Here is a 21,795-nt window from a genome sequence, read left to right on the forward strand (position 1 = left end):
CTTTCTGTAAAAATCGTTTTAACCTTATAGGTTTTAACAAATTCCTGAATTTCTGTTAGTTGTCTTGGACTTGGTTCTTGTTCTGGAGAGATACCAGCGATTCCAAGCTGATTGAGTCCAAATCGCTTAGCTAGATAAGAAAAGGCTGTATGTTGTGTTACAAATGTTTTCTGACTCGCTTTTTCAAATTTAGGCTGGAATTTCTTAGTTAATTCCTGAGCTTTTTTGATAAAGGCTTGCGCATTTTTCTGATAAGTTTCTTTATGTTCACTATCCACCTCTGAAAGTTTATCAGCGATAATCTGAGCTTCTTCGCCAGCTTTTTCAGGATCTAGCCATGTGTGAGGATCATAAAGCGTTTTTTCATCAACTCCATCACCTGCTTCCACATCTTCTAGACCAGGGACACGATCCAATGTCATTCCTTCTGAAGCCTCTAAAACTTTAACTTTGGATTTTTTTAGATTGGGATCCAGACTTCCTGCCCAAGATTCGAGCGTATGCGAATGGTAAACAAAGACATCTGCATCATAGATGGCTGCAATGTCATTTGCTGAAGGTTCAAAGGAGTGAATCCCACTACTTGACTGAATCATTCGAACATCATTCAAGTCACCAGATACTTCCTTGACCATAGCGTAGATAGGATAGAAACTGGTCACAATTTTCATCCCTTTCCCTGTCTGGCTTTCCTTTCGGCCACAAGCACCTAAACATAAAAGAAAGACACTTAACAATACTAAAAATAAACTTTGTTTCTTCATACAAAACTCCTTAACCAGTTATTTAATTAGTTAATATTCTACTCCTATTTTTTTTATTGTCAAGCATTTTATGAACTAGTTAATAAATTTCTGATTTTAAACTATCAAAAAAACCTTGCAACTAGGTTACAAGGTTAATCACATTAATCGAAGTTAACGTATTCTTTTTGAAGTTCAAGAACTTCTTCCATTGTTGAACACTCTGTAAGGGCACGATTAGCGTACTCTTCCATCTTAGCAGTGTCCAATTTTTTCATCAAGCTACGTGTACGAAGTACTGATGTTGCTGACATAGAGAACTCATCCAAGCCCATTCCGACAAGAAGTGGAACAGCTTTTTGGTCACCAGCCATCTCACCACACATACCAGCCCATTTACCTTCAGCGTGAGCTGCCTTGATAACATTGTTGATCAAGCGAAGGATTGATGGGTTATATGGTTGGTAAAGGTATGAAACTTGTTCGTTCATACGGTCTGCTGCCATTGAGTATTGGATCAAGTCGTTTGTACCAATTGACATGAAGTCTACTTCTTTTGCAAATTGGTCTGCAAGCATCGCTGCTGCAGGGATTTCAATCATGATACCAACTTGGATGTCATCCGCAACTGCAACACCTTCAGCAAGAAGGTTTGCTTTTTCTTCTTCATAAACTGCTTTGGCTGCACGGAATTCTTTCAAAAGGGCAACCATTGGGAACATGATACGCAATTGACCATGAACAGAAGCACGAAGAAGGGCACGGATTTGTGTACGGAACATTGCATCTCCAGTTTCAGAAATAGAGATACGAAGGGCACGGAATCCAAGGAATGGGTTCATTTCATGTGGCATATCGAAGTAAGGAAGTTCCTTATCTCCACCGATATCCATTGTACGAACAACCACTGGTTTACCATTCATTCCCTCAAGAACAGCCTTGTATGCTTCATACTGCTCATCTTCTGTTGGGAAGTCTTGAGAATCCATATACAAGAACTCTGTACGGTAAAGTCCAACAGCTTCTGCACCGTTGTTGTTAACACCTTCAACGTCTTTTGGAGTACCGATGTTAGCAGCCAACTCGAAGTGTTTACCGTCAGCAGTCACTGTTTGAGCATCTTTCAAAAGTGCCCATTCAGCTTTTTGTTTAGCATAAGCTTCACCAGCTGCTTTAAATTCTGCCGCTTGTTCATCTGTTGGGTTGATAATCACTTCACCAGTAATTCCGTTAACGGCAAGGATATCGCCGTCTTTCACTACTTCAGTGATGTTATTTGTTCCCAATACAGCTGCAATTTCAAGTGTACGTGCCATGATAGCTGAGTGGCTTGTACGTCCACCGATATTTGTTACAAAAGCTTTTACAAAGTTTTTGTCCAATTGAGCTGTATCAGATGGTGTCAAGTCATGCGCAATCACAATTACTTCTTCATTGATAGAAGCTGGGTTTGGTAATTTTTTACCAAGAAGGTTTGCCAATACACGTTTTGTCACGTCGCGGATATCCGCTGCACGTTCTTGCATATATGGGTTGTCTTCCATGCCTTCAAAGATAGTGATGAACATGTCAGTCACTTCTTTAAGACCTGCTTCAGCATTGACTTTCTTAGCACGGATTGTTTCTTTAATCTGACCAATCAATTCTGGGTCAGCAAGAACCATCAAATGAGCGTCAAAAACTTGAGCTGCTTCTTCACCAAGCGTACCTACAGCTTTCTCACGGATAAGAGAAAGCTCGTTTTGAGAAGCTTCAAGAGCTACATCCAAACGAGCCTCTTCTGCGTTTGTATCTTCGACTGAAACAGTCTCGAATGACAAATCCGGTTGAACGAGTAGATATGCTTTTGCAACTGCAACACCATCAGATGCTGCGATTCCTTTAAGCATTTCTGTCATTTTCCTTATGCCAATCCTTCTTTTTCCATTGTTTCTGAGATTGCAGCGATAGCGTCATCTGCATCTGCACCTTCAGCTGAGATAGTTACATCAGCACCTTGGCCAACACCAAGACTCATAACACCCATGATTGATTTAAGGTTAACTGATTTACCTTTGTACTCAAGAGTGATATCTGAAGCAAATTTGCTTGCAGTTTGTACCAACAATGTTGCTGGACGTGCGTGAATACCTGTTTCTGCCACTACGTGGAAATCTTTAGAAGCCATAGTTTGACTCTCCTTTTGTTCTTTCTTTTTTGAGTTATATGTGATAACCCTTACAATTTGGTATTATACCATCTTCTAGGATTTTTTTCAAGCATTTTATGGGATTTATTCGATTTCCTTTCAGATAACTTGCTGAAAATCTTCTATTCTAGATAACAAAACACAGGATATAGTTTTCCAAAAAACTACTTCTAGGATAATCATCACTATTTTACAAAACAAACACTACATGTTGTGTTTTGCGACCTTGAGTAGAAAAATATACCACTATATTTAGTTTCAAATCATTGACAAAAATTTATTTTCTGATATACTAAGAAAGTAATCTATTTTGAAAGAGGAGTTACACAATGGTAACCGTTTATTCTAAAAACAACTGTGTCCAATGTAAAATGACCAAACGTTTCTTGGACAGTAATAATGTCGCTTATCGTGAAATCAATCTTGATGAGCAACCTGAGTACATCGATCAAGTTAAAGAGCTCGGTTTCAGCGCAGCTCCTGTTATCCAAACACCAACAGAAGTCTTTTCAGGTTTCCAACCAGGAAAACTGAAACAATTAGCATAATCTTAGTACATCATCCAGAAGAAATTGCTTCTAGGGCTAACTTAGAAGCCTTTCTTTTGTAATTAGATAAGGGAAATTTTATGGGATTAAAACATCTTGAAGACGTAACTTACTTCCGTCTCAATAACGAAATCAACCGTCCTGTCAATGGACAAATCATGCTTCATAAAGATAAGGAAGCCCTGGATGCCTTCTTTAAAGAAAATGTAGTTCCAAATACTATGGTTTTTGATTCAATCAAGGATAAAATCAACTACCTCATTGAACACAACTACATCGAAACAGCCTTTATCAAGAAATACCGTCCAGAATTTTTGGAAGAATTGGCTCAATTTATCAAAGACCAAAACTTCCAATTCAAGTCTTTCATGGCAGCTTATAAGTTTTACAATCAATACGCCTTAAAGACTAATGACGGTGAATATTATCTTGAAAGCATGGAAGACCGTGTCTTCTTTAACGCCCTTTATTTCGCTGATGGCAATGAAGCTGTTGCAATCGATATTGCCAATGAAATCATCCACCAACGCTACCAACCTGCTACTCCTTCCTTCTTGAATGCTGGACGTGCTCGCCGTGGGGAGTTAGTATCTTGCTTCCTAATCCAAGTAACGGATGATATGAACTCTATCGGACGTTCTATCAACTCAGCTCTTCAACTTTCACGTATTGGTGGTGGTGTGGGAATTACTCTCAGCAACCTTCGTGAAGCTGGTGCACCTATCAAAGGCTATGAAGGAGCTGCTTCTGGCGTCGTTCCTGTTATGAAGCTTTTCGAAGACAGCTTCTCTTACTCAAACCAATTGGGTCAACGTCAAGGTGCTGGTGTTGTCTACCTCAACGTCTTCCACCCAGATATTATCGCCTTCCTTTCAACTAAGAAGGAAAACGCCGATGAAAAAGTTCGTGTTAAGACACTTTCACTTGGTGTTGTAGTGCCCGATAAATTCTACGAATTAGCACGTAAAAATGAAGAAATGTACCTCTTCAGCCCTTATTCTGTAGAGCTTGAATACGGTGTACCATTCAACTACATCGACATCACTGAGAAATACGATGAACTAGTCGCAAATCCAAATATCCGCAAAACAAAAATCAAGGCGCGTGATTTGGAAACTGAAATCTCTAAATTGCAACAAGAATCTGGCTACCCTTATGTTGTCAACATTGATACGGCTAACCGTGCAAACCCAGTTGATGGTAAGATTATCATGAGTAACTTGTGTTCTGAGATTCTTCAAGTTCAAGAACCAAGCTTGATCAACGATGCTCAAGAATTCCTTCAAATGGGAACAGATGTTTCATGTAACCTTGGTTCAACCAACGTGGTCAACATGATGACTTCACCTGACTTTGGTCGTTCTATCCGTGCTATGGTTCGTGCCCTTACTTTCGTTACAGATAGTTCACACATCGTAGCTGTTCCTACCATCGACCACGGAAATAGCCAAGCTCATACCTTTGGTCTTGGTGCCATGGGACTTCACAGCTACCTTGCCCAACAATTGATTGAATATGGATCGCCTGAGTCTGTTGAGTTTACAAGCATCTACTTCATGCTCATGAACTACTGGACCTTGGTAGAATCAAACAATATCGCGCGTGAACGTGGTATTACCTTCCATAACTTTGAAAAATCAGACTATGCTAACGGAAGCTACTTTGACAAGTATATTACAGGCGAGTTTGTTCCAAAATCAGACCGTGTTAAAGAACTCTTCAAAGATGTCTTTATCCCAAGTGCTGCTGACTGGACTGAACTTCGCGACAAGGTTCAAGCAGATGGTCTTTACCACCAAAACCGCCTTGCTGTAGCACCAAATGGTTCTATCAGCTATATCAACGACGTTTCTGCTTCTATCCACCCGATTACGCAACGTATCGAAGAACGTCAAGAAAAGAAAATCGGTAAAATCTACTATCCTGCTGCTGGCTTGTCAACAGAAACCATTCCTTACTACACTTCTGCTTACGACATGGATATGCGTAAAGTGATTGATGTGTATGCTGCTGCAACTGAGCACGTGGACCAAGGACTTTCACTCACCCTCTTCATGCGTAGTGACATTCCAAAAGGTCTTTACGAATGGAAGAAAGAAAACAAACAAACGACACGTGACTTGTCTATCCTTCGTAACTATGCCTTTAACAAGGGTATCAAGTCTATCTACTACGTCCGTACCTTTACAGATGATGGTGGAGAAGTCGGTGCTAACCAATGTGAAAGCTGTGTGATTTAATCTTTGCTTGAGGAAACTACATTTTCTCAGATTAGTGATTCATTCACCCTGCTAAACTAAACTGGAATAAGCATCTATACTATGGAAAAACACAAAAGTCGGGCTTCCGACTTTTTGTGCGATACTCCTCTAGAATTATGATAAAATAGAAGTAATTGTGAGTTCGCAATACTAAACACAGAAAGAGATTTCAAAATGGAAACTTACTACAAAGCCATTAACTGGAATGCCATCGAAGATGTCATCGACAAATCAACTTGGGAAAAACTGACGGAGCAATTCTGGCTTGATACACGTATTCCTTTGTCAAATGACTTGGATGACTGGAGAAAGCTATCAAATGTAGAAAAAGACTTGGTTGGGAAAGTCTTTGGTGGTTTAACACTTCTCGATACTATGCAATCTGAAACTGGGGTTCAAGCCCTTCGCGCAGACATCCGTACACCCCATGAGGAAGCTGTTTTCAATAACATCCAATTTATGGAATCTGTTCACGCTAAATCTTACTCATCAATCTTTTCTACCTTGAATACTAAGGCTGAGATTGAAGAAATTTTCGAATGGACTAACACCAATCCTTACCTACAAAAAAAGGCTGAGATTGTCAACGAAATCTACCTAAACGGTAGCCCACTTGAAAAGAAAGTTGCCAGCGTCTTTCTTGAAACCTTCCTCTTCTACTCTGGTTTCTTCACTCCCCTCTACTATCTTGGTAACAACAAACTAGCCAATGTTGCGGAAATTATCAAATTAATTATTCGTGATGAGTCTGTTCACGGAACCTACATTGGTTACAAATTCCAACTTGGTTTCAATGAATTACCTGAAGAAGAGCAAGAAAAACTCAAAGAATGGATGTACGATCTGCTATACACTCTCTACGAGAATGAAGAAGGTTATACAGAGAGCCTCTATGACGGTGTTGGTTGGACTGAAGAAGTCAAAACCTTCCTTCGCTACAATGCTAACAAGGCACTCATGAACCTGGGACAAGATCCACTCTTCCCAGATTCAGCTGATGATGTCAACCCAATCGTTATGAACGGTATTTCAACAGGAACTTCCAACCACGACTTCTTCTCTCAAGTCGGAAATGGTTACCTCCTTGGTGAAGTTGAAGCCATGCAAGACGATGACTACAACTACGGTTTGGACTAAGGTCATCTATTTTATAAGTGATAAAAAGATCATGGTTTGTTTAAAACAACCATGATCTTTTTGTTTTTGTTTTCTTTTGTTTTTTAAATTGATTGATTGAATACTTTATGATAAAATAGTAATAGAAATAGAGGTGATAACGATGTTAAAGCAGGAAAAACTAGATAATATTCTAGAAACAGTAAATACAAAAGGAACTATTACTGTAAAAGAAATCATGACTCGCTTGGATGTATCAGATATGACTGCTAGACGCTACTTGCAAGAGTTAGCAGACAAGGATTTACTTGTTCGGGTGCACGGGGGAGCTGAGAAAATTCGCACAGGTTCTATTTTAAACAATGAACGTTCCAATATTGAAAAACAAAGCTTACAGATTGCAGAAAAACAAGAAATCAGCCGTTTTGCAGGCCATTTAATTGATGAGGGTGAAACCATTTTTATTGGTCCAGGGACAACCTTGGAATCTTTTGCCCGTGAACTTCCAATTGATAATATTCGTGTTGTAACAAACAGTTTACCAGTCTTTCTCATCTTAAACGAACGAAAACTAACAGATTTGATTTTAATTGGTGGGAATTACCGCTCTATCACTGGAGCCTTTGTCGGAACACTAACCTTGCAAAACTTAGCCAATCTTCAATTTTCTAAAGCTTTCGTTAGCTGTAATGGTATTCAGGACAATTCAATTGCGACCTTTAGTGAAGAGGAAGGTGAATCTCAACGCATCGCCCTCAATAATTCCAATAAAAAATACTTACTAGCTGACAATAGTAAGTTCAATAAGTTTGATTTTTACACCTTCTACAATATCTCTGATATTGATACCATCGTTTCAGATTCTAAACTGAGCAAAGAAACGTTTGAACAACTTTCAAAACAAACAAAAATTATTCTTTCTAAACCATAAAACTGAGGATTGATAAAAAATAAAATGCGTCATATCAAGAAAATAAGAATCTTGATATGACGCATTTTTGGATGAAGATTTTTACAAAGAGTTTCCTAGATTCTTTATGATTGTTGAAACGGCATAAAATCTGAATCAAAGGAGATATTATCCCGTTCTTCAGGACTGATAAAACTTAAAAAGATATTTTTAAATTCTTCTAGCTCATAGTCTGAATGGCAAATCCATTCTTTACCGGTAGAGATATACCATTTCCCAAGATTTTTCAGCTCCTCATTAGTCAAACGAGGTATTTGAGAACATTTATCAAAATTGATAATATAAACTTTTTCATAAATTGATTGGATAAAATCTTTGAACATCTTTTGCCTCACTAGAATTCTATATCTAATTACTCATTCTACTAGTCTATAATCTGACTTTCAGCTACTTTCTTGTACCAGTGAGCTGATTTCTTAGGATAACGTTCTTGAGTTTCAAAGTCTACATAAAAGAGACCGTAGCGTTTTTCATAACCGTTTGACCAAGAGAAGACATCCATCAATGACCAGATGAAGTATCCTTTGACGTTTGCACCATCAGCAATCGCATCAGATAAGACCTCTAAGTGTTGTTTGACATAATCAATACGGCCATCATCATAAACAGTGTTATCAACGAACTCATCTTTATACCCTAGACCATTTTCAGTGATGTAAATCTTCTTGTAGTTAGGATAATCTTTCTTCACACGCATGATTTGGTCATACAAACCTTGAGGGTAGATAATCCAATCCCAGTCTGTACGTGGTACATAATCAGGAGCTACACGACGACCAACACCTTTGATTTGGTACTTAGAGCTTCCTTTCTCACCCTTACCATTATGGATAATTTCAGTTTCTCCATCAAATGCTTCCATCCAGTCACTCATATAGTAGTTGATTCCTAGGAAATCATTCAAGTCTTTTGCAGCTTCTAATGCTGTAAAATCTTCTTCACGAAGATCCAAGCTACCACCATTGACTGATAAGATATGGTTGACACCTTCCATCGTTTCAGCTGAATAGCGACCTAGATAAGTTGCATCCAAAATAAATTTGTTGTGAATAATGTCTTCCAACTCAGCTGCACGAACATCTGCCGGATTTTTAGGGTCCAAAGGATACTTGGTTGGCAAAGCGTGAACAACACCAATTTCGCCTTTATAGCCTGTTTCTTTATATAACTTTACAGCACGCGCATGAGAAACCATCATATTGTGGTGCGATTGGAAGACTTTGGCAAGGTCGTACTGAATACCTGGAGGGAATTTCCCAACCAAGTATTGACCATCACCAATTGGTCCAATTTCATTAAAGGTTGTCCAATAGTTTACTTCTGGGAATTCTTCAAAACAGAAAGCCGCGTAGTCTACAAAGTGTTCAATGTTTTCACGGTTTAAGAAGTCTCCATTTGAGTGGAGAGCTTCTGGCGTGTCAAAGTGATGAAGAGTTACAAAAGGCTCAACATGACGTTTGTGGCACTCTGAAAATAGATTATGATAAAATTCAACACCTTTAGCATTTACTTGGCCGTAACCAGTCGGGAAAATACGTGACCAAGCAATGGAAATTCGAATACCATTGACACCATACTCTTCTGCTAGCTTGAGGTCAACTGGATATCGATTGTAAAAATCACTGGCTGGTTCTGCAGTGTACCAGTAGTTATCTTCAAGATATTTATCCCAAGCTACTGGTCCTTTACCATCAGTATGTGTAGCACCTTCTGCTTGATAAGCAGCTGTTGCGCCACCAAAAATAAAGTCTTTTGGTAATGTTTTTGTCATTTTTTTCACCTATTTCTTGATTTAAATAAAGTAAAAGTGAGAGGAGAGGAGTCAGTGAGCCATCCTTCTCCATCTCACTTCTTGTACCGAGTCACCAAATTGTGACATGAGGAGGTAAAAACGATATCTTTTTACCGACGAATTAACAAGGCGATTAGGAAATTCGCTATAGCGATTTCCGTAACGAGAGGAGACTGTTTTATAGTCCCTATCGTTAATCGAATTGTGACATGAGGAGGTAAAAACGATATCTTTTTACCGACGAATTAATAAGGCGATTAGGAAATTCGCCATAGCGATTTCCGTAACGAGAGGAGACTATTTCAGAGTCCCTATCGTTAATCGAATTGTGACATGAGAAGGTAAAAACGATATCTTTTTACCGACGAATTAACAAGGCGATTAGGAAATTCGCCATAGCGATTTCCGTAACGATAGGAGACTGTTTTATAGTCCCTATCGTTAATCGAATTGAACTTGTACGAATGCAAGAGCACCTTTTCCATCACGAGTTAATTTGATGTATTGAGCGCCTTCTGTTTTCGCAAGTTTAATACCGAGTTTATCAGTTTCTGCTTTCATATCTTCAAAGTTAGAAGCTACTTGAGGAGCAAGAATAACCAAATCAAACTCTGGCAACATTTCACGGTGAGCACCATAGCCACCTGCTGCTGCTTTCACAGGGACATTGTATTCTGCTGCTGCCTTATTCAAAGCATTCGCAAGGAGACCACTTGTCCCTCCACCTGCACAGAGAACGAGGACATTTGTTTCTTCAGTGATTGTATTTTGTGCTGCTTCTACGCCCGCTTTCTCAAGAATAGCATCTGCTTTTGCAGTGTTGAAGTTTGAAGCAACTTTTTCTTTCAACTCATCATTAGATTTACCTGAACGCTCTTCTTCAAGAATTTGTTCATCATATACTTTAAGAAATGGATAGTAAATGACTACGTCAACCACGATTAAAAGAGCAGCAAGAATGAATGATAGAACTTGGAAGTTAGTTCCAAGAACTAGACCTAGTGGAGCTGGAGTTGTCCATGGTAGATTAGCAGTAAATGAGTTCATTCCAAGTGTTTCAATAAAGAATTTGAAGATCCAAACGTTTGCGATTGGAGCAAAGATAAATGGAATGAAGAAGATTGGGTTTAATACAAGTGGTGCACCAAACAAGATTGGTTCATTTACACCAAAGAATGTTGGAACTACTGAAGCACGACCGATTGCACGGTTACGTTTAGATTTTGTTAACCACATGAACATGAATGGAACAACCAGTGTCGCACCAGTACCACCCATGGTAACGATAAACATTTGTGTACCAGAAGTAAGAATCTTGTCAGCGTGCATACCTTGTTGGAGAAGGTTCAAGTTGACTTCGGCATTGGCATAGGTAATTGCTGCGATAGCAGGTTCAACAATAGATGGACCATGGATACCAACAAACCAGAAGAATGCAAATGCACCAAAAATAATCGTAATACCTAGATAACCATCAGCAGCAGAGAATAATGGTGCAAAGAATTTACCGATTGATTCAGCTACGCTTGCACCAACAAAATGACGAGCTAGTAAATCAAGAGCATAAAGTGAAACAACTGAGAGAGTGAATGGAATCACATCTTTAAAGACTTGTGAGATATTTGGTGGAACTTCGTCAGGCATACGAATAGTGACGTTGTTCTTAACACAAACCTTATAGATGGCTACGGTAACAAAGGCAGCAAGGAAGGCTGAAAGCAAACCTTTTGTCCCCAAGAATCCAGTAGCTAGACCATTTTCGATAGGATCAGCTGCCAACATCAACAAACCAACAATTGCTGCCAACAATGTTGACATATAGTTGATTTGATTGGTCTTCTCCATGCTACGGTTTACTGAGTCGGTCAATGACTTAGCTGTTGTACCAGCTACCAAGAGAGCCAGAATACCCATAGAATAGCTGTAAGGTTTCATCAGAAAAGCTACAACTTCATCAGACCATTTAAAGCCCCATGAGTTTGGTACAAAGGCAATCAAGATAAAGATACTTGAGAAGAGAATAACAGGCATACCTGCAATGAAACCATCACGAATAGCACGAAGATAGATATTACGAGATAGTTTCTCAAAGAAAGGCTTTCCTTTCTCGATAAATGCAATTAATTTATTCATTACTTAACTCCTCTCTTGTAGAGTTCAATTAAATGGTGCATCAAATCTTTTAACAAGATGGTTGTCATCAAGTGATCTTGACCGTGCATCATGGTCACACTATACGCTAAGTCCTCACCAGAAGCTTCCTTAGTTAATAGACTTGTTTGCGCGTGGTGAGCCTCTGCAATACAGCTACCAGCTTCCTCTACCAAAGTGTCCGCTTTCGCAAAATCACCAGCTTCAGCAGCCTTCAAGGCTTCCAATAATTTTGAACGAGCATCGCCAGCATAGGCTACGATTTCAAAACCTAACAATGTTACTTCTTCTCTATTCATGATAGAATTCTCCTTATATAGTTTTAAATAAATTTTTATGACAATAAACGTTGGATATGTAGAACTAGATAAACTCGTTCACTTTTATACAAATCAAGACCCGTATGTTGCGTAATCACATCATAGATCTTGGAACCAATCTCGAAGGCTTTTGGATAGGATTGTTTAATATGATCTTCCATATCCAGAAGTGATTGGTTATCATCTCTAGATCTGTCTAAATAATCCAAGAAATAATTCAAATGTATCATAAAACGATCATAGAAATGATTATTCTCTTTGGTTCGTTGAATTGCATAGTCCGTTAAAACTTCTTCAACATTCCTGAGAATTTCTTTCCTCTTATCAATCGACTCCACAAGTTCCACTTCATTTTCACCTTCGGCATTAATGAAATGATAAGCAATCCGAATAATTTCGTCTTCAGGAAAATGATCCGCTAGCTTCTGACGGTAAATTTCAAATGCTTCATTTGCGATTTGAAAAGCGACAGGATACTTAGTGGAAATATCTGGCAGATTACTATCCTTGTACCTTCCTTGTGCTAGAGCTTGGTAAGAACAGTAAATATGATCTGTCAAGGTTACGTAGAGATACTCTTGAATCGGATAATGATATTTCTTTGATAGCTTATCAATGATTTCATAGGTCACTGTGATAAAATCAAGCGGAACATCTTTGAGGAGAGCCATAAAGTTTTCTCTTGACTCTTCGGTCTTCATCCGAAAGATTTTCTCAACCTGATGTTCAGCAATCAAATCCCCCTTCTTCTTTCCAAATGCAATCCCCTTACCGATCACAATCACTTCTTCTCCTTTATCATTTCTGACAAGCGAGACATTGTGATTCATTGGATTTAGAATTCGATACATGTCAACCTCCTTTTACATCTTAAAGGTATATGAGTACAAAAAATGACCACAAATGAACTAGAAAATCAGCCGATTTCTAATTCACCTGTGATCATGCCTAATATTACTTAGTAACACTCACCTTGTATTAACTTGTGATTTAAGTATAGCACAAGTAAGTTATTTTGTAAACCTTTACATACAACTTTTTTAAATTTTTTTAGATTCATGTTCCTAACCTAGGAGGACTTGCTTACACGCGTTCTTTCCATGAAGTCGCTGTTGTTTGAAGAACTTTATTGAGCTCATCAATGTTTTCAAATCCAGTTGTGCGAAGCCATTCGCGAGCTGCTGCTTCACCATCTTTAATGTAAGCTTCAACTGATCCAGCCCATGTAGCACGGCCACAAAGAACACCATTGAAGTTTGCACCTGATTCATGAGCAAATACAAGAGTATCTTGGAAGAGTTTAGCTGATACACCAGCACTCAAGTAGATATATGGCAAGTTAGTTGCTTCATCTTGGGCTTTGAAGAAGGCTGCTGCTTCTTCACGTGTGTAAACTACTTCACCTTCAGCGAATCCTTCAACATATTTAATGTTGACAGGAACTTCTACTTTCAAGACATCAATGTTAAAGCGTGGGTCTGAGAAGACTTTCATAGCACCGATAACTTTGTGTGGTTTTACTTTCGCGTATTCTACAGAACCAGCGTCTGCAATTTTTTCATCATAAGCAAGGATTTCAAGGAAGAATGGGATATCTTCAGCCACACATTCAGAACCGATACGTTCGATGTAAGCTTGTTTTTCTTGGTTAAGTTCGTCTGAGCTATCTACATCATAGTAAAGCAAGAATTTAACTGCATCTGCACCTTCTTCTTTAATACGTTTTGCAGACCAAACATCCAAGCAGTCTGGCAAACGTTTTGTGCTTGTTGTATCATAACCTGTTTTTTCATAAGCAAGGAGAAGACCAGCTTTTGGATCAAGAGCTTTTGTAGCTGGAAGTCCATATTCAGGGTCAAGAAGCATTGATGAAGCGTATTTAGTCAATTCATCTGCTACCAAGACTTTAAGTTCTTCCATTTGAGCCACTGTTGGTTCTTCTGTTTGGTGTTGAGCCATTAGGCGTTTCAAAGCACCACGTTGGTCAAATGCAAGAGCTGAGATGATTCCATTTTCATCAGAAAGTTTTTCTAAGCGTGCACGTTTTTGTTCTGTTAAAGCCATTTTATACCTCTTTTACTATTAATTGATCATATAGAGCTTGATAGTTGGCCATGTTGACATGACCAGTCATTTTTTCTTGAGCATTGAGCATACCAAGGACATTTGCCTTGATGAGTAATTCTGCATCCGATTCTTTATGAAGTAAACCTGAAGAAATTCCAGCAACTGTAGAATCTCCAGATCCAACAGGGTTGACTACCTGAATTCTAGGAATATCTACCTTGTAGAAAGTGTCACCATGTTTGGCAAAGGCACCGTTGGCACCAAGCGAAACAATAATCCATTCAATCCCTGCAAACAAAGGTTCTTGAAGGACTTCTTTTAATTCATCCAAATCCTCAGAAACTTCTCTTCCAAGAAGCTGAGATAATTCCTCATTATTTGGTTTGATGACTGTTGGTTTATGTGGTGATTCAAGAACCGCCTGAAGTGCTACACCAGAGCAGTCCAAGACAACGGGCTTGCCAGCTTGATTAGCAAGTTCTACCAAGCTCGCATAGTAATCAACTGGAAGGCCAGCTGGCAGACTACCTGAGATAGCTACTACTTCAACTGACTTCAAGAGTTTTTTGAAATGTTCCAAAAAGTCTTGACCTTCTTGTTCAAGAACTTCAGGTCCTTTTTCAAGAACTTCTGTTTGGTTGTCACCGTGGAGAATAGCAATACAGTTACGAGTTTCTCCCTGAATTGAGAAGAAATCTTTCTTTACTTGATCATCGATATTTTCAACCAAAAACTCACCAAGTTTGCCACCCACTAAACCAGTAGCAAGAACAGAATCCCCAAATTCTGAAAGTACTCGGGTAACATTGAGTCCCTTACCACCAGCCGTTTTGGTTACATCCACCACACGATTGACAGTATCAATCTTCAACTCATCCAAAGGATAGGAAATATCGATGGATGGGTTCATTGTGACTGTTAAAATCATAGGTCACCTCTTAGTCGTGGTATTCTCCGCGATCCCATTTTTCAAGGAATTCAGTGAAGAAGTTTGCGTCTGTTTGTTGAGCATTGTGACTTTCAACGTGTTCAATTTTCGCAATCAATTTTTTGTTTTCTTCAGATGGTTTGTATTCAGCATGAATGAAAGCTTCGATGATATCGCACATGAGCAATTCACCAGTAATCTTACCACCAAAACCAATAACGTTGGCGTTCAATTGTTCTTTAGCATAAAGAGCTGTTGTCATATCACGAACCAAGGCAGAACGAACACCTGGAACTTTATTTACAGCATTGTTGATACCAACACCAGTACCACAGATACATACCCCAAGATCAGCTTGACCACTAGTTACAGCTTCCCCTACTTTTTTACCAAAGATTGGGTAGTGAGTACGTGTATGGTCATAAGTACCAAAGTCAATGACTTCATATCCTTTTGATTTCAAAAATTCTGAAACCGCCATTTTTTCATCTGTTACGATGTGGTCACATCCGATTGCAATTCTCATTTTTAACTTACCTTTCTTACTGTAATCTAATTAGCACATTTTGTTCAACATATCAACACGAATCTGGTGACGTCCACCGTCGTATTTACCGTTAACAAATCCTTTAGCAATGTTTTTAGCCAATTCATCACCAACAAGTTGTGCACCCATAGTGATCATACGTGAGTTGTTGTGACCACGAGTCATATAAGCTGAACGTTCGTCAGAAACTTCTGCGGCAACCATTCCTTTGATTTTTGTTGCAACCATGAATGGACCAGCACCATAGGCATCAATCACAATACCAAGATTTTGTTCTTCTTTGTTTACTTCTGCAGCAACAGCAAGAGTCACATCAACAAAGTCTTGACCTTCAGCTGTAACATCCACAACGTGGAAGTTTTCTTTTTCCAAGAAGTCTTTCACAACTTCTTTCAATCTCAAACCTGCAGCATCTGCACCGATAACAATAGACATATTGTATACTCCTTTTTATTTTTCTAGGCTAGTAAAGACTTTTATAGTTAGCAGTTTACCTACAAAAAGCTTTCTAGCAGTTTATTGACAAATTGGATTGAATGAGATGAATGACACCTTATTCAAGTTTAGGAAATCAATTTCCTAGAATAATCTCTCTTTCAAAGAGAATATAACAATTGATTATTTGTTTGTTACAAACATCATTTGTCGCTTACAAACATAATATACTCCTATTTGTCGAAAAAGTCAACAGTTAATGTTTGTTTTTGTGTTTTTTTATCTAAAATATTTCGATATCAAAACCAATTTGATCCACTTGTCCTGGCTCTAAGAGGCGAACATTCTTCTTATCTTCTAGATGATCTCCTTCTTCAAGAGATGTTGACAAGCCTGACCAGGGTTCAAAAGCAATGAAAGGTCCTTTATTCAAAGTTGACCAGATAATAAGGTTTGGAAACTCTGCAAAGTGTACTTTCAACCCTTTATCATGTTTACGAGAACGAAGCGCAATTGTTCTAGATTGCAATTCATCTAAGGTAACTGCATCTGTACTGAAAAGATCATAGCTGAGGTCTAATTCTTTTTGACCTTCTAGCCATGGACTTCTATCTTGGAAATCAAGCATCCCAGTTTCTGGGAAAGGACGTGGAACAGAGCAAGTCTCTTCTTTCTCAAACTCTAAGTAGTAATCTTCATAGACCTCATCATCCAGTAGAGGACAATTAAATCCTGGATGTCCACCAATAAAGTAAGGCATGACCTTGCTAGTTTCTTTATTAAAAATTTTGTATTGAGTCCGTACTGTCTTTCCTGTAAGGATATAAGTGATTTCTAGGCGGAAATGATAAGGGTAGTTCTGATAGCTATTCTCATCGTCTTCAATTGCAAAAGTTACACTATTATCTGTCTGTTCAACTAATTCAAATTCTTTCTTACGAACCAAACCATGTCGAGGAATCTTTCCTTTACTTTCTTGTCCCTTCTCATCTATATAAAATGCTGTATCCTCTCTCAATGAACCACAAATGGGGAAGAGAACAGGAGCTTGTCCACTCCAATAAGTAGCATCTCCTTGCCACAAATACTCAACTCCCTCGGCATCTTTTATAGAAGAAAGAGCCCCACCAAAACTGTTAAATTCAACTCTTAATTGTTCTGATTTTAATTCAATTACCATTATTTTCTCCGATTTCTTGATAGTTTATAAAAAACTAGGTTGTCACTCCTAATGGTATGACAACCTAGTTTCAACAATTTACATTTTATAGGAGCGCATTATTTTGCTTTTGCTGCGTACTCTTCGTTACGTTTGATCATTTGTTTTCTGTACCAAGCAAAGATACCGATATAGAATACAAGGAAGACTACTGCACCAAGGATTGCTTTGATATCACCAGTTGTAGTATTACCAATTGACCAACCAAGAAGTTTTTCGATTGGTCCTTCAAGAGTTGAGTGAGTGATCAATTGAGTTTGGCTCACACCTTCTGGGAAGGCACCTACACCTTTAGCAAGTTCTGTTGCAAATGGTGCGATAAGCGTACCTGAAAGAAGGAAGAGTGGCAACAAGAGTGTTCCGAAGATAATCATACGGAGCAATTTACCACGTGTTACAACCAAGAGAGCTGGAGTAACACCCATAGCGATAATACCTGCAAGTGGCAAGATACCATTTCCGACGTTTGAAAGAAGCACTGCTTCAACCAACATGATTGGTGCAAGTACGTTGGCACAAGCCCAGATTTCAGCACGACCAGCGATGAATGGCCAGTCAAGACCGATGTTGAATTTACGTCCTTGAAGACGTTTAGTAGCAACGTTTGTAATACCTTGTGAAAGTGGTTCTACGGCGGCGATGAACCAAGAACCGATTAGTGAGAAGAGTTCCAAAGATACACCGGCTGTCAAACCAAGAGACAACCAACCTTTGATAACAAGTTCCCATTTATCAGCGCCTTCAACACCTGCAACTGGATGTGGAGTGCCCATCAAACCGATAACGATACCAAGGATGAAACCGATGAAGAATTTAGAACCCCAGAAACCGATTTTCTTGTTCAATTTAGCAGCGTCAAAGTCGTATTTATCAAGACCTGGGAAAAGTTTTTCAAAAATCTTATCCAAAACCATGATAACTGGGTTCATCATGTAGTTCATGTGAGTTGAAGTCATTGGTGATGAACTTGGTGCATTAAGAAGGTCATCAAATGTAGGTTTCATCAAGTCAGAGTTGATGATTTTAAGAACCCCAACAAGAACAACTGCTGCAGTCGCGATAAAGAGTGAAACTCCTTGGCTAACGCCATTGTTGTCTGCATACCATTTAATCAAAAGACCTGTGATAGACAAGTGCCAGATATCGAAGATATCAACGTCAAGTGTATCAGTTTTCTTCATAGCAAGCATCACTACGTTGACAATCAACATGATGAGCAAGAAGTAAAGTGTCCAAGCAGAGCCCCAAGTGATTGTAGCGAGTGGTGCCCAACCAACGTCGGTGATGTTCAATTGAATACCAGTATTCTCAACGAATTTTGCAAGTGATGCTGAGAAAGCACCATTTAGCATACCGATGATGGCACCGATACCAGTAAGAGCGATGGCAAGTTTGATACCACCTTCAAGCGCTTTGGAGAATTTCACTCCAAAAAGTAGAGCCAATACTGTCAAAATGATCAGCATGATGATCGGTCCACCCATATCCAAGATAGGTTTGAAGATATCGTTGGCCAGTTTGATAATGACATCCATAATAGTTCCTCCCGTTTTTTATGTTATATGAATGTTAACAAATTTAAATTAGCTTAATCCGTGTTCTTTGATAGCTGCTTCAATATTGTCAAATACTGGAGCACTCATAGCTGGGATACGGAATAAGATTGGTCCAGCTTCGATAACTGGAATACCTGGGTCAAAACCAAGGTCTGTCGCAGCAATTGGTGTAAAAATGTCATAACCTTTGATAAGGTCTTCATTAACGTCTTTTACCATAACTGCATCACAATGAACATCGAAACCGCGGTTTGAAAGTTCTTCTTCAAGAGCACTTTTAATTTGGTGGCTTGAGTTAACACCTGCACCGCAGGCAGCAAGAATTTTAATCATATGGATTTCCTCCGATTTAATATTTTTAATAGACAAGATTAAGCAATTGCTTCAGCAATATAAGCATAGAGGGCTTCTGGTTCAGAAATTTTTGATAGGTCTTCAAGATGACCATTTCCAGTAAAGAAGTCCATCAACTGAGCAAGAATGTTCGTTTGGCTTGAACTTGAGTTATTAATGATAAAGAAGAGCAAGGATACCTCTACTTCCTTATCTGGCGCAATCATATTGTGGAAAGTCACTGGTTTTTCTAACCGAACGACCACAACTTTTTCGGCTAGATTATGAACAATATCTGTGTGAGGAATAGCCACATTTGGCAAATCCTTACCTAAAAATTCCATATCTAAGCCAGTTGGAAATGACTTTTCACGCGTGATCAAGGCTTCACGATAGGTTGGAGTTACGATTTCTCGTTCTTCCAGTAAAGTTGCAACCTGATCAAAGAGATGTTCTTGATTATCCGCTTCTAAGCAAAACACAAGGTTTTTGTCAAAGAAATGATCTAATCCCATAAGGTTTTCCCTTCTTTCCATTAACTTTATGCTATAAGCATAACACTATATGAAACCGTTGTCAATATTTTTTTGTTGTTTTTTGTCCTTTTTTTGATTATTTTGTTTATTTTTTATCTTTATAATCAAAACAAATATTTGAAACAAACACTTTAAACGATTTAATCCTATTATAAATGTAAAAAACAGGCCTATTTAAGCCTGTTTTACGATTGATTCTTATATAAATTTCCTATGAACGAGGAAAGGCATTTCTGATAACTTATTCTTCATCCATACTCAAGACACTGAGGAAGGCTTCTTGTGGAACTTCTACCGATCCGATAGCTTTCATACGTTTCTTACCAGCTTTTTGTTTTTCAAGCAGTTTACGCTTACGAGAAACATCACCACCATAACATTTAGCAAGTACGTTCTTACGAAGGGCCTTGATATCAGTACGAGCCACAATCTTGTGTCCAATAGCTGCTTGAATTGGAACCTCAAATTGTTGGCGAGGGATAATTTTCTTAAGTTTATCAACGATGAGTTTTCCACGTTCGTAGGCAAAGTCCTTGCGAACGATAAAGCTGAGGGCATCCACCTTGTCTCCATTGAGAAGGATGTCCATTTTGACCAGCTTAGAGGGGCGATACTCTGACAATTCGTAGTCAAAGCTTGCATAACCACGTGTTGAAGACTTAAGTTTATCAAAGAAGTCAAAGACAATTTCAGCAAGAGGAATTTGATAGATAACATTGACACGGTTATCATCAATATAGTCCATAGTCACAAAGTCACCACGCTTGCGCTGAGCTAGCTCCATCACTGCTCCAACAAACTCTTGCGGTACCATGATTTGCGCCTTAACATATGGCTCCTCAATGGTCGCAATCTTAGTTGGGTCTGGAAACTCAGATGGGTTGGACACATCCATTGACTCACCGTCGGTCAAATTAACCTTATAAATAACAGACGGAGCTGTCATGATGAGGTCGATATTAAACTCACGTTCCAAACGCTCTTGGATAACATCCATATGGAGAAGTCCAAGGAAACCACAACGGAAACCAAATCCAAGTGCCTGAGATGTTTCTGGTTCAAACTGAAGACTAGCATCATTCAGTTGCAATTTTTCAAGCGCTTCACGTAGGTCATTGTACTTGTTTGACTCGATAGGATATAGCCCCGCAAAGACCATAGGATTCATCTGCTTGTAACCATGTAATGGCTCTGCAGCAGGATTGGTTGCCAAGGTAACGGTGTCCCCCACACGAGTATCTTGAACCGTCTTGATAGAAGCTGCAATATAACCAACGTCACCAGTCGCAAGGAAATCACGACCAACTGCTTTGGGTGTAAAGATACCGACTTCGGTCACATCAAAGGTCTTGCCATTGCTCATAAGCTGAATCTTATCGCCAGGTTTAACCACCCCATCCATGACACGCACTTGGAGGATAACCCCACGGTAGGCATCGTAAACCGAGTCGAAAATCAAGGCCTTAAGAGGCGCCGTCACATCACCTGTTGGAGCTGGCACTTTTTCTACGATTTGCTCGAGGATTTCTTCGATACCAATACCAGCTTTAGCTGATGCTAAGACTGCTTCGCTGGCATCTAGACCAATGACATCTTCAATCTCTGTGCGTACTCGTTCAGGGTCTGCAGCAGGCAGGTCAATTTTGTTAATGACTGGCATGATTTCCAAATCATTATCCAAGGCCAAATAAACGTTGGCAAGGGTTTGAGCCTCAATCCCTTGAGCAGCATCAACCACCAAAATCGCTCCCTCACAGGCAGCGAGCGAACGCGAAACTTCATAGGTAAAGTCTACGTGCCCCGGCGTGTCAATCAAGTGGAAAATATAAGTTTCCCCATCTTTTGCAGTGTAATTCAACTCGATGGCATTGAGTTTAATGGTAATCCCACGTTCTCGCTCTAGATCCATGCTGTCCAAAAGCTGGGCCTGCATTTCACGGCTTGAAACCGTCTCAGTTTTTTCCAAAATACGGTCTGCTAGAGTCGACTTTCCGTGGTCAATATGGGCGATAATAGAGAAGTTACGGATCTTCTCCTGTCGTTTTTTCAATTCTTCTAAGTTCATGATTCTCTTCCTTTCAGGGT

At 39.1% G+C, this 21,795-nt stretch carries 21 protein-coding genes; 4 read left to right on the forward strand and 17 right to left on the reverse strand.

Features of this window, described 5'->3' with window-relative positions:
* From adcAII to B7696_RS04105, 3 genes are all read right to left on the reverse strand, one after another.
* Positions 1–764 (reverse strand): zinc-binding lipoprotein AdcAII (adcAII, locus tag B7696_RS04095; protein ID WP_084862331.1); only part of this gene is annotated, 764 nt, incomplete at its 3' end.
* Positions 765–907: 143 nt separating this feature from the next.
* The gene (ptsP, locus tag B7696_RS04100; RefSeq protein ID WP_004241506.1) at positions 908–2,641 is read right to left on the reverse strand and encodes a phosphoenolpyruvate--protein phosphotransferase; all 1,734 of its coding nucleotides are present in this window, start codon (positions 2,639–2,641) and stop codon (positions 908–910) included.
* A 5-nt stretch (positions 2,642–2,646) separates the two neighbouring features.
* The gene (locus tag B7696_RS04105; RefSeq protein WP_000146947.1) at positions 2,647–2,910 is read right to left on the reverse strand and encodes a phosphocarrier protein HPr; all 264 of its coding nucleotides are present in this window, start codon (positions 2,908–2,910) and stop codon (positions 2,647–2,649) included.
* Between the two features lie 350 nt (positions 2,911–3,260).
* Between B7696_RS04105 and nrdH the strand changes: the two genes are divergently transcribed.
* From nrdH to B7696_RS04125, 4 genes are all read left to right on the forward strand, one after another.
* Entirely contained in the window at positions 3,261–3,479 is a 219-nt protein-coding gene (gene nrdH / locus B7696_RS04110; protein ID WP_000259240.1) for a glutaredoxin-like protein NrdH, read from the forward strand.
* Positions 3,480–3,559: 80 nt separating this feature from the next.
* Positions 3,560–5,719 (forward strand): class 1b ribonucleoside-diphosphate reductase subunit alpha, encoded by a 2,160-nt coding sequence (nrdE, locus tag B7696_RS04115; protein WP_084862333.1) that lies wholly within the window; start codon positions 3,560–3,562, stop codon positions 5,717–5,719.
* Between the two features lie 195 nt (positions 5,720–5,914).
* Positions 5,915–6,877, forward strand: a complete 963-nt coding sequence (gene nrdF, locus B7696_RS04120) for a class 1b ribonucleoside-diphosphate reductase subunit beta (RefSeq protein ID WP_000451386.1) — start codon at positions 5,915–5,917, stop codon at positions 6,875–6,877.
* Between the two features lie 142 nt (positions 6,878–7,019).
* A complete protein-coding gene (locus tag B7696_RS04125; RefSeq protein WP_084862335.1) occupies positions 7,020–7,787 on the forward strand; it encodes a DeoR/GlpR family DNA-binding transcription regulator in 768 nt (255 codons plus the stop codon).
* 104 nt (positions 7,788–7,891) lie between these two features.
* Here B7696_RS04125 and B7696_RS04130 read toward each other — a convergent pair whose 3' ends face one another.
* The 14 genes from B7696_RS04130 to lepA form a co-directional block, all read right to left on the reverse strand.
* Entirely contained in the window at positions 7,892–8,149 is a 258-nt protein-coding gene (locus B7696_RS04130) for a DUF3884 family protein (protein WP_084819641.1), read from the reverse strand.
* A 41-nt stretch (positions 8,150–8,190) separates the two neighbouring features.
* The gene (gene lacG / locus B7696_RS04135; RefSeq protein ID WP_084862337.1) at positions 8,191–9,597 is read right to left on the reverse strand and encodes a 6-phospho-beta-galactosidase; all 1,407 of its coding nucleotides are present in this window, start codon (positions 9,595–9,597) and stop codon (positions 8,191–8,193) included.
* A 462-nt stretch (positions 9,598–10,059) separates the two neighbouring features.
* Positions 10,060–11,751 carry a lactose-specific PTS transporter subunit EIIC gene (locus B7696_RS04140; protein WP_084862339.1) on the reverse strand — a complete coding sequence of 564 codons (1,692 nt, stop codon included), beginning with the start codon at positions 11,749–11,751 and terminating at the stop codon, positions 10,060–10,062.
* Positions 11,751–12,068, reverse strand: coding sequence for a PTS lactose/cellobiose transporter subunit IIA (locus B7696_RS04145; RefSeq protein WP_001078329.1), 318 nt, complete (start codon positions 12,066–12,068; stop codon positions 11,751–11,753). Before B7696_RS04145 ends, B7696_RS04140 begins: the two co-directional genes overlap by 1 nt.
* A 35-nt stretch (positions 12,069–12,103) precedes the next feature.
* Positions 12,104–12,940, reverse strand: a complete 837-nt coding sequence (locus tag B7696_RS04150; protein ID WP_000285712.1) for a PRD domain-containing protein — start codon at positions 12,938–12,940, stop codon at positions 12,104–12,106.
* Between the two features lie 232 nt (positions 12,941–13,172).
* Positions 13,173–14,153 carry a tagatose-bisphosphate aldolase gene (gene lacD, locus B7696_RS04155; protein WP_001229119.1) on the reverse strand — a complete coding sequence of 327 codons (981 nt, stop codon included), beginning with the start codon at positions 14,151–14,153 and terminating at the stop codon, positions 13,173–13,175.
* Position 14,154: 1 nt separating this feature from the next.
* A complete protein-coding gene (locus B7696_RS04160; protein ID WP_049502531.1) occupies positions 14,155–15,084 on the reverse strand; it encodes a tagatose-6-phosphate kinase in 930 nt (309 codons plus the stop codon).
* Between the two features lie 10 nt (positions 15,085–15,094).
* Positions 15,095–15,610 carry a galactose-6-phosphate isomerase subunit LacB gene (lacB, locus tag B7696_RS04165; protein ID WP_001216913.1) on the reverse strand — a complete coding sequence of 172 codons (516 nt, stop codon included), beginning with the start codon at positions 15,608–15,610 and terminating at the stop codon, positions 15,095–15,097.
* Between the two features lie 30 nt (positions 15,611–15,640).
* On the reverse strand, positions 15,641–16,066 hold the full coding sequence (gene lacA / locus B7696_RS04170; protein WP_000029277.1) for a galactose-6-phosphate isomerase subunit LacA: 426 nt from the start codon (positions 16,064–16,066) through the stop codon (positions 15,641–15,643).
* Between the two features lie 283 nt (positions 16,067–16,349).
* Positions 16,350–17,246 (reverse strand): aldose 1-epimerase family protein, encoded by an 897-nt coding sequence (locus B7696_RS04175; RefSeq protein WP_084862341.1) that lies wholly within the window; start codon positions 17,244–17,246, stop codon positions 16,350–16,352.
* Between the two features lie 98 nt (positions 17,247–17,344).
* Positions 17,345–18,820 carry a PTS galactitol transporter subunit IIC gene (locus B7696_RS04180; protein ID WP_033685009.1) on the reverse strand — a complete coding sequence of 492 codons (1,476 nt, stop codon included), beginning with the start codon at positions 18,818–18,820 and terminating at the stop codon, positions 17,345–17,347.
* A gap of 48 nt (positions 18,821–18,868) precedes the next feature.
* Positions 18,869–19,174, reverse strand: coding sequence for a PTS sugar transporter subunit IIB (locus tag B7696_RS04185; protein ID WP_000590547.1), 306 nt, complete (start codon positions 19,172–19,174; stop codon positions 18,869–18,871).
* Between the two features lie 38 nt (positions 19,175–19,212).
* Positions 19,213–19,689: a PTS sugar transporter subunit IIA gene (locus B7696_RS04190; protein ID WP_000521974.1), complete on the reverse strand. Its 477-nt coding sequence runs from the start codon at positions 19,687–19,689 to the stop codon at positions 19,213–19,215.
* A 262-nt stretch (positions 19,690–19,951) separates the two neighbouring features.
* Complete coding sequence (gene lepA / locus B7696_RS04195) at positions 19,952–21,775, reverse strand: translation elongation factor 4 (protein WP_084862343.1); 1,824 nt, start codon at positions 21,773–21,775, stop codon at positions 19,952–19,954.
* Positions 21,776–21,795: the final 20 nt, after the last annotated feature.

This window comes from Streptococcus mitis (assembly GCF_002096815.1).
Classification (GTDB): Bacteria; Bacillota; Bacilli; order Lactobacillales; family Streptococcaceae; genus Streptococcus; species Streptococcus mitis_AD.